This window comes from Streptomyces sp. NPDC007164 (assembly GCF_040634135.1).
Taxonomy (GTDB): Bacteria; Actinomycetota; Actinomycetes; order Streptomycetales; family Streptomycetaceae; genus Streptomyces; species Streptomyces sanglieri.
Genome location: NZ_JBEYFB010000013.1, coordinates 96,006 through 108,171, shown reverse-complemented (window position 1 = coordinate 108,171; position 12,166 = coordinate 96,006). Strand labels below are relative to the sequence as shown.

The 12,166-nt window shown below is 74.1% G+C and carries 8 protein-coding genes; 2 read left to right on the top strand and 6 right to left on the bottom strand.

The features are described from left to right. Positions 1-2: 2 nt before the first annotated feature. The gene (locus ABZ622_RS18815; protein WP_360544448.1) at positions 3-911 is read right to left on the bottom strand and encodes a LysR family transcriptional regulator; all 909 of its coding nucleotides are present in this window, start codon (positions 909-911) and stop codon (positions 3-5) included. A gap of 171 nt (positions 912-1,082) precedes the next feature. On the opposite strand from ABZ622_RS18815, the gene ABZ622_RS18810 reads away from it, so the two are divergent. Then, positions 1,083-2,006: an EamA family transporter gene (locus tag ABZ622_RS18810; RefSeq protein WP_360544446.1), complete on the top strand. Its 924-nt coding sequence runs from the start codon at positions 1,083-1,085 to the stop codon at positions 2,004-2,006. A 38-nt stretch (positions 2,007-2,044) separates the two neighbouring features. On the opposite strand, the gene ABZ622_RS18805 is transcribed toward ABZ622_RS18810, so the two are convergent. The 5 genes from ABZ622_RS18805 to ABZ622_RS18785 all read right to left on the bottom strand — a co-directional run bounded on the left by ABZ622_RS18805 (position 2,045) and on the right by ABZ622_RS18785 (position 10,844). Then, positions 2,045-2,833, bottom strand: a complete 789-nt coding sequence (locus tag ABZ622_RS18805; protein ID WP_360544444.1) for a sugar phosphate isomerase/epimerase family protein — start codon at positions 2,831-2,833, stop codon at positions 2,045-2,047. A 187-nt stretch (positions 2,834-3,020) separates the two neighbouring features. Next, positions 3,021-5,939, bottom strand: coding sequence for an AAA family ATPase (locus tag ABZ622_RS18800; protein ID WP_360544442.1), 2,919 nt, complete (start codon positions 5,937-5,939; stop codon positions 3,021-3,023). Positions 5,940-6,009: 70 nt separating this feature from the next. Then, complete coding sequence (locus tag ABZ622_RS18795) at positions 6,010-6,210, bottom strand: hypothetical protein (RefSeq protein ID WP_360544440.1); 201 nt, start codon at positions 6,208-6,210, stop codon at positions 6,010-6,012. Between the two features lie 143 nt (positions 6,211-6,353). After that, complete coding sequence (locus ABZ622_RS18790; protein WP_360544438.1) at positions 6,354-9,482, bottom strand: type 2 lanthipeptide synthetase LanM family protein; 3,129 nt, start codon at positions 9,480-9,482, stop codon at positions 6,354-6,356. Positions 9,483-9,710: 228 nt separating this feature from the next. Beyond that, the gene (locus ABZ622_RS18785; protein WP_360544436.1) at positions 9,711-10,844 is read right to left on the bottom strand and encodes a LacI family DNA-binding transcriptional regulator; all 1,134 of its coding nucleotides are present in this window, start codon (positions 10,842-10,844) and stop codon (positions 9,711-9,713) included. 131 nt (positions 10,845-10,975) lie between these two features. Here ABZ622_RS18785 and ABZ622_RS18780 point away from each other — a divergent pair, with 131 nt between their 5' ends. Further along, entirely contained in the window at positions 10,976-12,127 is a 1,152-nt protein-coding gene (locus tag ABZ622_RS18780; RefSeq protein WP_360544434.1) for a Gfo/Idh/MocA family oxidoreductase, read from the top strand. Positions 12,128-12,166 lie beyond the last annotated feature (39 nt).

Sequence of the window (12,166 nt, the reverse complement as noted above, 5' to 3'; positions counted from 1 at the left end):
GCTCAGCCCAGCCCCACCGCTGCCCCGTGGGCCCGCAGCGCGGACACCGCCGCCGTGATCGCGGGCCGCCGCGCCGCCTCCGTACGCCACAGCGCGTACAGCCGCCGCACCGGTACGGGATCGAGTGGCACCGCCACCACCCCCGGCGGCAGCTGCCCCCGCCCCAGGCGCGGGATCATCGCGACCCCGAGGCCGGCCGCGAGCAGGGCCAGCTGGGTGTGGTTCTCCTCCGCCTGGTGCCGGATGTCCGGCTCGTAACCCGCCGCCCGCAACGTCCGTACGAGCCAGTCGTGGCAGACCGTCCCCGGCGGCTGGCAGATCCACCGCTCCTTCGCCAGCTCCTCGCGCCGCACCGCGTCCCGCCCGGCGAGGCGGTGCCCCTCGGGCACCAGCAGATCGCAGCGGTCGTCCCCGATCACCGCCTGGGCCACGCCCTCCGGGGCGGGCAGCGGGGCGATGTCCCAGTCGTGCGCGACCGCCAGATCGATCACCCCCTTGGCCACCAGGTCGACCGAGAGGTGCGGATCGACCTCGGTCATCCGGACCTCCAGCGCCGGGTGGTCCCGGTCCAGCCCGGCCAGCACCCCGGGCAGCAGCCCGCGTGCCGCGGACGCGAACGCGCCGATCGACAGCCGCCCCGTCGGCAGCCCCCTGCGCTCCTCCAGCGTGGTCTCCGCGCGCTCCACGATCGCCAGCAGCTGCTGGGCCGTCGCGGCCAGATGGAGCGCCTCCTCCGTCAGCGCGATCCCGCGCCCGCGCCGTTCGAGCAGCGTCGTACGGGTCTCCCGTTCCAGCTTGGTGATCTGCTGCGAGACCGCCGACGGGGTGTAGCCGAGCGCGGCGGCGGCGCCCGCGACGGAGCCGTGGACGGAGACGGCGTGCAGGGCGCGCAGCCGGGCCAGATCGAGCACCGGAACCTCCCGGACCTCGGTGATGCGCCGGCCGACGCACCGGCCGGTCCATCAGCCGGCCGTCACGTGGTCCATTCGGCCGGCCCTCACGTGATTCATTAGCGACACTCAATTTCACCATGAAGAAATCCGCGCTGGTGCTACATGGTCGTTGCGGGTGATCCTCGGTGCATGCGTCCCCTCCACATCGCCCTGGCCGCCCTGGTGGCAGCCGTCTGGGGTGTCAATTTCGTCGTCATCGAGGTCGGTCTCGGGCACTTCCCGCCGCTGCTCTTCTCGGCCCTGCGCTTCCTGGTCGCCGCAGTGCCCGCGGTCTTCCTCGTCGGCCGGCCCAAGGTCGCCTGGAAGTGGATCGTGGGCGTCGGGCTGGTCCTCGGAGTGGCGAAGTTCGGCCTGCTCTTCATCGGCATGGACCGGGGGATGCCCGCCGGTCTCTCCTCCCTGGTGCTCCAGGTCCAGGCGGTCTTCACCGCCCTGTTCGCCGCCGTGGCGCTCGGCGAACGACCGGGCAGGACAAGGGTGTTGGGAATGGGGGTGGCGCTCGCGGGGATCGGGGTCGCCGCGGTCGACGAAGGGGCGGGCGGGCCCGTGCTCGCCTTCGTCCTGGTGATCGCGGCGGCGGCCTGCTGGGGCGTGTCCAACGTGCTGACCCGCAGGGCCGCCCCGCCCGACTCGCTCAACTTCATGGTCTGGGTCTCGACCGTGCCCGTACTTCCCCTGCTCGGCCTCTCCCTCCTCTTCGAGGGCTGGGACCGCGACGCGCAGGCGCTGGCCGGGCTCGACTGGAGCGGCGCCGGGATCATCGTCTACGTCGCCTGGATCACCACCGTCTTCGGCTTCGGCGCCTGGGGCTTCCTGCTGCGCCACCACCCGGCCTCCTCGGTGGCCCCCTTCACCCTGCTCGTCCCGGTCTTCGGGATGTCCTCGGCCGCACTGCTGCTGGACGAGTCGGTGAGCCCGCTGCGGTGGTGCGCGGCGGCGCTGCTGGTGGGCGGGGTGGCGCTCACGTCGCTGGCGGGGGCGCGGCGGCCGCGCGACGGGACACCCGGGTCCCCGGAACCCGAGCCGGAACCGGAGGTGGCGCGGGCCGCCTGAACGCGCGGGCCGCGCCCGTTCCGGGCAGTGGGCGCCGCCTACCGCTCGCGCGCCCCCAGCCGCAGCAGGTGCTCCCGCCCGGCGGCCAGCAGCCCCGGCAGCTCCGCCGCGTCCGGGTGCCAGCGCTTCTCGTACTCCCAGCAGACCCAGCTGTCCGGGTCCAGCGTGTCCAGGCAGGCCCCCAGCGGCAGCACCCCGGCGCCCAGCGCCAACGGTTCGGTGTCCTCGGCCGACGCGATGTCCTTCACCTGTACGTAGCCCAGGTGCGGGGCCAGCACCGCATGGCTGGCGTCCGGGTCCTCGCCCGCCAGCCAGGTGTGCATGATGTCCCAGAGCGCGCCGATCTGCCGGTGCCCGACCGTTCCGACGACCCGGGCCACATCGGCGCCGGCCCGGTGCGAGTCGTGGGTCTCCAGCAGGATGCGTACGCCCTGGTCGGTGGCGTGCGGGGCGGCGGCGGCCAGCCGGCGGGCGGCGGTCGCGTCGGCCACGGCGGAGTCCTGGCCGCCGCCGCCCGGGAAGACCCGGACGTTCTGCGCGCCCAGGTCGTGCGCCAGGTCCACCAGCCCGGCCAGCTCGTCCAGCGCCGGTGCGTCGTCGCCCTCGGCGGCGGCCCGGACGTAACCGGCGACGGTCAGGATCTCGACGCCGCCCGCCTTGAACTCCTGGACGACGGCGGCCCGTTCGGGCGCGGAGAGGCCCGGGTGCACCGGCTCCTCGGGATGGGCGCGCAGCTCCACCCCCTGGTAGCCGTGCCCGGCGGCGAGCCGGACGACATCGGCGACCGGCATCCCCGGGACTCCGAGGGTCGAGAAAGCGAGCTTCACGTACGTGTCCTTCCGTCGTCGTCCGGCCGCCCTTCCGGCCCGGCCTCGGCAGGGTTCCCGGAGCAGCCGCCCCAGACTATCCAGCAGCCTCGGCACGCCCGCCCGCTGCCGGGGGCCCGGCAGCGGGCGGACGCGCCCGGCCCGGACCTGCCCGGACTCGACCCACCCCGCCCCGCCCGGCCCCCGGTCAGTCGCGTTCGGCCGCGCACTCGGCGGAGAACTCGCACAGTGCCGCGCGGTCCGCACGCCCCGTCTTGCTCAGCAGACTCGCCATGTGCTTCTCCACCGTGCGCGGCGATATGGAAAGCCGCCGGGCGATCTGCTGATTGCCGGGCCGCTCCGTCAGCAGCACGAATACCTCGTACTCGCGCGGCGTCACCCCGTTCGTCCGCAGCACGGCAGGGATACGGTCCCAGCCGCCCCGGTGCTGCCCGACGCTGGCCCCCGCCTGCCGCAGCGCCGCCCGGCACGCGGCGGCGACCGGCTGGATGCCCGCCCCGTAGAAGTACTCCTCCGACGCCCGCAGCCAGCTCACCGGCTCACCCCACTGCTCGGTGAGCGCCGCGCCGGCGACCAGCCGCAGCCCCAGATGGCGGGCGAGCGGAAAGGCGGCGGCGTCGTTGAGGGCCGCCCCGACCGACCGGGCAGCCCGGTCCGCGTCGCCCGCACGGCCGTGCAGCACGCCATCGGCCAGTCGCAGGAACAGCTGGTTCCACGCCAGGTCCGCGCCGGGGCTCTCCAGGATCCTGTCGAGCTCCGCCCGGCCGTCCCGGCCGTCGAGTATCCGCAACAGCGGACGCAGACCGTAACGCCCGCTCAGGTAGAAGAAACTGGGGTGCTCGCGCTCCCAGGCCAGCGAGGCGTCCAGGTCGGCCAGCGCGCTCTCGCGGTCCTCCTCCAGCAGCGCCGAGAAGGCGCGGCAGAGCCCCAGTTGCAGCGGGACCAGTAAGGACTCCTCGCCGCCCGCCCGGCGGAACCGGACCATCGCCCGGTCCAGGTCCCGTCTTCGGCCCCGGTGCGCGGCGAGCGTCGCCGAGGCCAGCAGCAGATAGCGGTGCGCCCCCAGATTGCGGACCCGCGCGCTGGCGGCCACCGACCGCTCGATGATCTCGTGCGCCCCGTCCCACTCGCTCCGCATCACCGCGTTCATGGCGAGCAGCCCGTCCACGGTCTGCGTCGGCACCAGCGCGCCCAGCGACTGGGCGGCGGTCCGGGCCGTCTCCAGCCCGGCCGGGTCACCGGTGCGCATGAACGTGTTGGCGCCGAGCCGGACCAGCGCCTCCACCCGCCACACCGGCAGGGCGTGCTGCTCGGAGACCGCGAGCATCCGCTCCAGGCACGCGTCGGCCTCGTCGAAGCCGCGCTCCCGGGAGAGCAGCGCCAGTAACTGCCAGGCCTGGCAGGCGACCACGGGGAGATTGCGTTCCTCCGCCACGGCGGCGGCCCGGCGCGCGGCGTCCTGCGCGGACTCCCGCCGCCCGTGGCTCTCCTGGCCGGGCAGCAGCGCCAGATGACCGTCCACCACGTCGAGCGCCGCCTCCTGCTCAGGGCGGACGGCCGTACCGAGCACGCTCCGCGCGGTCCGGATCTGCCCGGCCGCCTCGTCCACGCGCTCCGCCATCACGGCCGCCCAGGCGATCCGGATGTGGGTCTCCCCGCGCTGCTCGGAGGCGTCGGAGCGCGGCGGCACCGGGGGAAGCTCCGCGGTCAGCGCCAGCGCCGTGTCCAGCTCACCGGCCTCGGCGTGGGAGACGGCGAGCGACTCCGTGATGCTCCGCAGATCGCGCTCGTGGGCGAGCGAGCGGGCCCGTTCCAGCAGGATGACGGCCGAACCGGACGCGCCCGCGGCCAGCATCCGGCGGCCGACGTCGGCGAACTGACGGGCCGCGCCGTGCCGGTCGCCCCCGGCCAGTTGCAGCGTCGCCATCAACTGCCGTTGCTCATCGCCGAGGTGATGCTCGGTGGCGGCCAGGGAGAGCGCCGCGCGGCGGGCCGTCGCGGCCCGCTCCGCCGGTGCCAGCGAGGCCACCAGCGCCTCGGCGGTCAGCGCGTGCCGGAAGGTGTAGCGGTCGGGGTCAGCCCCGTCGGGGGCGATGATGTTCGCCTCCACGGCGGAGCGCAGATGACTGAAGAGCGTACGGTCGTCGAACCCGGTGACCGTCTGGAGCACGGTGACCGAGAACCGGCTGCCCAGCGTGGCCGCGCACAGGAGCAGCTCGCGCACCGGCTCGTCGAACCGGTCCAGCCGCCGCGACCAGCTGCGCACCACTCCGGTCGGCACCGACGCGTCCGGGTTGACGTGCTCCTCCCACCGGCCGCCGGCCCGGCGCAGCTGGCCGGAGTCGAGCAGATCGGCGAGCAGCACCTCGACCAGGTAAGGATTGCCGCCGGCCCGGCCGACCAGCCGTTGGTGGGTGGCCTGCGGCACCTCGTCCGGGGCGGCCTCCAGACACGAGGCGGTCATCTCCCGCACGTCCGCGTCCCCGAGCGGCGCCAGCTCGCTCACCGTGGCGACCTGCCGCCGCTCCGCCGAGCGCACCAGATCGAGTGCGACACCGGGCTCCGGACGCAGCGTCCCCAGCAGCAGCACCGGCAGGTCCGCCACGTTGTCGATGACGTACTCCACCACCGCGATCGTCTCGGTGTCGGAGTCGTGCAGATCCTCCAGCAGGATCACGCAGCCGCGCTCCTGGCCGAGCACCGACAGCAGCCGCAGCAGCGCCTCGGCCAGCTCGACCACGGTCTCCGGATAGCCGGGGGCGGAACCCCGGCGCCACTCCGGCACCAGCCGGGCCAGCGCCGGACGGTACGGGTCCAGCTCCGGGTCGGTGGGCGTACCGGCCGCCCGGAACCGCGAGGACAGCGCCTCGATCAGCGGGCGGAACGGCACCACGAGCCCGGTCGACGTGGCCCTGCCGCGCAGCACCGGCATGCCCCGCTCGTACGCCCGGTAGGCGCACTCACCGGCCAGCCGGGATTTGCCGATGCCCGCGTCGCCGACGAAGAAGACCGCACGCCCCGAACACCGCGACGCGGTGTCCAGGGCATTGCTCAGCAGGTCGGTCTCAGCGACACGCCCGACAATCACTGACGAAGTGGCACGCATGGACGCAGGCTACTTGAGCCACTACCCACCGGTCAGTGCGGCAAATCGCTTGATCCCAAAAGGAATTGACTCAGTTCCAGGTCATCGTGGTCCACGGCAGGTCCCCGGTGCAGTCGATACCGCTGTCCGCGGCGCCGAGGATTCTGCTGCGCAACCCCAGTCTGCCACCCGCACCCAGGGCGATTCGGCCGACGGGGTGCTCGTCCGCGGCGCTGTCGGACTCGGCGGCGCGGAAGGCGGAAGCTCCGGTGGTCTGCGTGGTCCTCTGCATGGTCTGCCTCTTCTCTCGTGGGAGGTTGTCGTTGCGTGGGCTACGCGACATGTACGACGCGGTGGTACGTGAATGAGGAGTAAGTACACGCTCCGGTACGGGTGTTACGTGCGGGGTGCGGGGTGCGGGGAGGGCGTGACCGCTCAGCCGGGCGCCGCCGACATGGTGGGCCCGGCGAGCAGCAGCATCGACGGCACCCGGTCGGGGAATCCGGCCCGCAGCAGCCCGTGCCCGATCCCCGCGAGGCCGGTCAGCAGCCCCGGATGCGACACCTGGCCGGGCGTTCCGCAGCGCGGCTTCGTCCGGTCGGCCGCCGCGAGCAGCGCTCCGGCCCGCTCCACCCATCGGGTGCGGGCACCCGATGGCTCGCCCCGGCGCAGCAGTTCGAGGACGCCGAGTTCGCCGTGGCACAGGCTGTCGTCCGGCGGCGGTTCGGCGCGTGCGATGTCCGCCGCCGCCTCGTGCGCCCAGGCGGACAGCAGCGGGTCGGCCTGCGCCGCCGGGCTGTCCAGTACGGCCAGCGCCACGCCCGTCCGGCCCCGGCACCAGGAGATGTCGCGGTCCACGGAACCGGTCGCGGCCCGCAGCGCGGCGAGCCCCGGGGCACGGTACGGCTCACCGCCACCCGCCTCGGCGAAGCGCAGCAGCGCCCAGCCGATCCCGGCGGACCCGTCGGCGAACCCCGGTGTGTCCGGCAGCGGCGCCTCGCGCAGCAGCCCGGCGCAGCGCTCCGCCGCATGCCACACATCGGCCCGTCCGGTGACCCGGTACCCGGCGAGCAGTCCGGCCAGCCCGCCGGCCGTACCCCCACGCACCCCGTACTCGCTCTCGGCGACGGCCGCCGCACCGGTCAACCGCAGTGCGGGCAGTACCAGTCCACCGAGGCGCGGGTCGTCCAGCGCGTCCGCGACCTGGGTCAGTGCGTACGCGATCCCGCCGATCCCGGCGAACGCACCCGAGCCCACCGGGCCCAGGTCGTCCGGGCGCGAGTGCAGCACGTCCAGCAGTCCGGCGAGGGGTGCCAGCGCGTCCCGGGCGGCCGCAGCGTACCGGTCCGCCCCGGTGAGCGCGGCGAGCTGGGCCAGGAAGCACGCCGTACCGGTGTAGCCGCCGGCCAGATCGGCGGCCATCGGGCCCAGCCGCCAGTAGCGCTCGTCGAGCAGCTCCAGGCCGATCCAGTTCAGCCGGGTGGGCCCGGAGTAGGCCTGGGACACCAGCCCGTCGCCGACCGACCGGGCCGCCGCGAGCAGCTGGTCCGGATCCGGCGCGGTCGCGGCCGTACGGACCCGGCGCGGGCCGGGCCGGGGCTCGTGGGCGGGCTCGCGCGAGGTGGTCACCATCGCGGCGCGGATGATCCGTTCCTGGTCCTTGCGGTCCACCGCGCCCATGGCCGCCAGCTTCGCGCGGACCAGGGACAGCCCGGTCCGGGCGAGCGTTCCGGGCAGCAGCCGGCCGGTCCCGCTCCACAGGTCGGTACGTTCGGGCAGGGTGGTGAACAGGGGCACGTCGCCCGACCAGAGCTGGGCGATCTCCTCGTCCAGCAGGCCCGGCAGCGCGGCGGATCCCAGGGTGTCGGTGCCCAGCAGCGCGAGCACCTCGTGCCGTTCGGCGGCGTCCTTCATCAGGTCCGGGTGCGTGGACTCGTCCAGGAGCGAGGCGTAGATCCAGGTGGGCCGCACCACGACCCGCACCTCGTCGCAGGCGAACCGGTCCAACAGGCCACCGGTGCACAGGAGTTCGGCGCGGGCCTCCTTGATCGCGTTGTAACCGGCGCGGAATCCGGCACACAGCGCCCGGGTGAAGGCGGACGGGTCGGCGGGCGTTCCGGTCAGCCGGGGCCGGTTCGCCGAACCGCCGAACCGGGCCGTCCGCCGCACCAGCCGCATCCGGTCGGTCCCCGCGTCCGCCCAGCCCACGCTGCGCACCGGGGAATCGGCCGCCTGCCCACCGCCGATCCCGGACATGTCGAGCGCCGACTCGTCCCCGACGAGCAGCTGCGGCAGCAGTCCCACCCGGTGCACCGAGTCGTGCAGGGCGCGGGCCGCCGGATCGTCCGAACCCGCGGTGCGCAGCGGCGGGTGGAACAGCGTCTCCACGTCGACGAGTACCGGGTACTCCCCGTCCGCGATCAGGTTCTCGTGGTGCAGGTCGGTGCCGTCCAGCGCGTGCAGCAGGGCCAGCAGCGCGCCCTGGCGCCGGTAGAAGGTCTCGACCTCGCGGCCCGAGCGGCAGGGCCGTTCCGCGACGAACTCCACCCAGCCGTACGCCCCCCGGTCCAGCAGGGCGAGCGTACGGAGCCCGGGAGTGCCGGGCAGCGCGTTGAACCACTGGACCAGTTCGTTGAAGTGCTGGTGCGCGGCGAGCGGGCGCGGCTTGTAGACCAGCCGGGCGCCGTCCTCGAACCGGAGCAGCATCACGGTCCGCCCGCCCCGGTGGCCGTCCCCGGCACCGGGTTCGACCCCCACCAGCCGCCCGCCGCCTGCCTCTTCGCCTCCGGCCTCTTCGCCCCCGGACTCGTGGACGCCCGGCAGCGCCGGCCGGTCCGCGGCGAACCGGACGAGCATCTCGGCCAGCGCGGCGGCGGCGTCGAGCGCGGTACGCGCCAGGATCCGGGCCAGCACGGGGTACGTGGTGCAGAGCGCGGCCAGCCCGGACCGGGCGCCGGTCAGCCGCAGGAAGCCGGTGAACCGGTCCTCGGGGCCGTCCCCGGCCAGCCGCCCGTCCCGCCGCGCCGTGTGCAGCTCCAGGACCAGGGTCCGGGCGGCGAGCCGCGCGAGCCGCCGGGACAGATGCCGCTCGAAGTCGTCCCGTACGGAGTCCAGATCGACGCACCGGCTCAGCCGCGGCGGCAGACCGTCCCGCATCCGCAGCGCCGCACAGGCGGTGAACGGGGCGAGGACACGCTCGAATCCACGCAGCCCCGGCAGGTCCTCCCGGTCGCCGATCGCCGCCCGTTCGGGCGCCGCGTCGATAGCGTCCTGGACGAACACCGCCCAGTCCGGGGCGCGTTCGGGGAGTGCATCGCCGGTCGGTGCGTCGCCGCGCACCGCATCACCGGCCACCGCATCGCCGGTCAGGGCATCACCGCGCACCGCATCGCCGGTCAGCGCCGGCCGCCACCACGAACCTGCGGCCCAGGGAGCCGCGTCCGCCGTCGGCCGGTCGGCCTCCAGCAGGCTGACCGCATCGGCGGAGGAACCCGCTGCCGCAGCCGGACGTGACGCGGAAGAAACGCCCGGTCGTCCGCCGCCGTCCGTATGGATCTCCGTCATCGCGCCTCCTCGGTCCGGCGCCGGTACCACCGGTCCGCCACGCCCCATACTTCCGGCGACGCCTCCGGTGGACATGGGGGCAACGCCCCCATCTTTCTGCCCGTGACCCGAACGGGAACCGGAACGGGCCCCGGTTCGCCCTCGGTTCGCACCCCGGTTCGCACCCCGGCCGGAGGCCGGAGCGAGGCCGGAGCGAGGCCGGGGCGAGGCCGGGTCACAGGTCGTGGCTCAGGCCCGCGGCGGTGCCGTCGACCCTCGCACCATCAGCTCCGCCGCGATCGTCGCGATGCCCCCGGGCGGCGGGGTCTCCTTGCCCATCGCGAGCCGGCCCGCGCGGGCGCCCGCCTCGAAGAGCGGCAGCCGTACGGTCGTCAGAGCCGGGACCGCGTCCACCGAGAACGGCAGGTCGTCGAAGCCCGCCACCGAGATGTCCTCGGGGATGCGCAGCCCCCGGTCCCGGACGGCCGCGCACGCGCCCAGCGCCACCGTGTCGTTGGCCGCGACGATCGCCGTCACCTCCGGTTCGCGGCGCAGGAGTTCGAGGGTGGCGTCGTACCCGGAGCGACGGTCGTAGGGGCCGTGGACGGTGAGGCGCTCCTCGTCGTACCCGTCGGCGGGAAGCCCCGCCGCTCCCGTACCGCCGCCGGGGCGCCCCGCCGCTCCCGTACCGCCGCCGAGGAGCCCCGCCGCCCGCATCGCGTCGCGGTGGCCCTCCAGCCGGTGGCGGGTCGTCGTCCGCTCCAGCGGGCCCGCGACATAGCCGATCCGCCGGTGGCCGAGCGAGAGCAGGTGCTCGGTGAGGCGACGGCCGCCGCCCCGGTTGTCGAAGGCCAGCGCGGCCACGACCGCCTCGCCGTCCGGCAGAGGGGGCCGCCCGCACAGCACCACCCGGGTGCCCGCGTCCGCGAGCTTGGCCAGCTTGGCGGAGACCGCGGCCTGGTGCACCGGGTCCTCCACCGCGCCGCCGGTCAGGACGACGGCCGCGGCGCGCTGGCGCTGGAGCAGGGTGAGATAGGTCAGCTCGCGCTCGGGGGAGCCGCCGGTGTTGCAGACCACCGCGAGCTTCTCGCCGCCCGCCCGGCCCGAACCGTCGCCCGGCCCGCCGATCTCGGTCTGCGCCGCGCCCGCCATGATCCCGAAGAACGGGTCCGCGATGTCGTTGACCAGGATGCCGACCAGGTCGGAGGTGGCCGCCGCGAGCGAGCTGGCCGGCCCGTTGAGCACATAGTCCAGGTCGTCCACCGCGCGCAGCACCCGTTCGCGGGTGGACGCGGCCACCGGGTAGTTGCCGTTGAGCACGCGGGAGACGGTGGCCGGCGACACCCGGGCGCGGGCCGCCACATCCGCCAGGGTGACTGTCATCGCTTTCCTCCGAGGAGTGACGAGGAGTGAGTGGAGTTTGGCAGCGCGCCCCCTCTTGTCCGGGCCGCTGTCGGCAGGCTAGCGTCATACCTCGTAGAAAGCGCTTGCTACGGCTGTATGGAGGAAGTTTCGTGACACGCAGGACAGTGCGCATCGCCATGAACGGCGTCACGGGTCGCATGGGATACCGGCAGCACCTGGTGCGCTCGATCCTCGCGATCCGCGAGCAGGGCGGCCTCGACCTCGGCGACGGGGACGTGCTGTGGCCCGAACCCGTGCTGGTCGGCCGCCGCGCCCATGCGCTGGAGGAGCTCGCCGCGCAGCACGGCCTGACCGAGTGGTCGACCGACCTCGACGCGGTCCTCGCCGACGACACCATCGACATCTACTTCGACGCCCAGGTCACCTCGGCCCGGGTGGACGCGATCAAGAAGGCGATCGCGGCGGGCAAGCACATCTACACCGAGAAGCCCACCGCCACCGACGTCGAGGGCGCCCTGGAGCTGGCCCGGCTGGCCCGTGAGGCCGGGATCAAGCACGGCGTCGTCCAGGACAAGATCTTCCTGCCGGGCCTGCTGAAGCTGAAGCGCCTCATCGACGGCGGCTTCTTCGGCGAGATCCTCTCCGTGCGCGGCGAGTTCGGCTACTGGGTCTTCGAGGGCGACTGGCAGGAGGCCCAGCGCCCGTCCTGGAACTACCGCGCGCAGGACGGCGGCGGCATCGTCGTCGACATGTTCCCGCACTGGGAGTACGTGCTCCACGAGCTGTTCGGCCGGGTCTCCACCGTCCAGGCGCACGTCCAGACACACATCCCGCAGCGCTGGGACGAGCAGGGCAAGCCCTACGCCGCGACCGCCGACGACGCCGCGTACGGCATCTTCCAGCTGGAGAGCGGCGCGGTCGCACAGATCAACTCCTCCTGGACGGTCCGGGTCAACCGCGACGAGCTGGTCGAGTTCCAGGTGGACGGAACGCACGGCTCCGCCGTCGCCGGCCTGCGCAACTGCCGGGTCCAGCACCGCTCGGCCACCCCCAAGCCGGTCTGGAACCCCGACCTCCCGGTCACCGAGTCCTTCCGCGACCAGTGGCAGGAAGTCCCCGACAACGCGGTCTTCGACAACGGCTTCAAGGCCCAGTGGGAGCTCTTCCTGCGCCACATCGTCCTCGACGAGCCGTACACCTGGGACCTGATGGCCGGCGCCCGCGGCGTGCAGCTCGCCGAGCTGGGCCTGAAGTCCCACGCGGAGGGTCGCCGCCTCGACGTCCCGGAGCTGTCCCTGTGACCGCCCACCCCGTACACGTATGGCGCATCGGAGCTGATC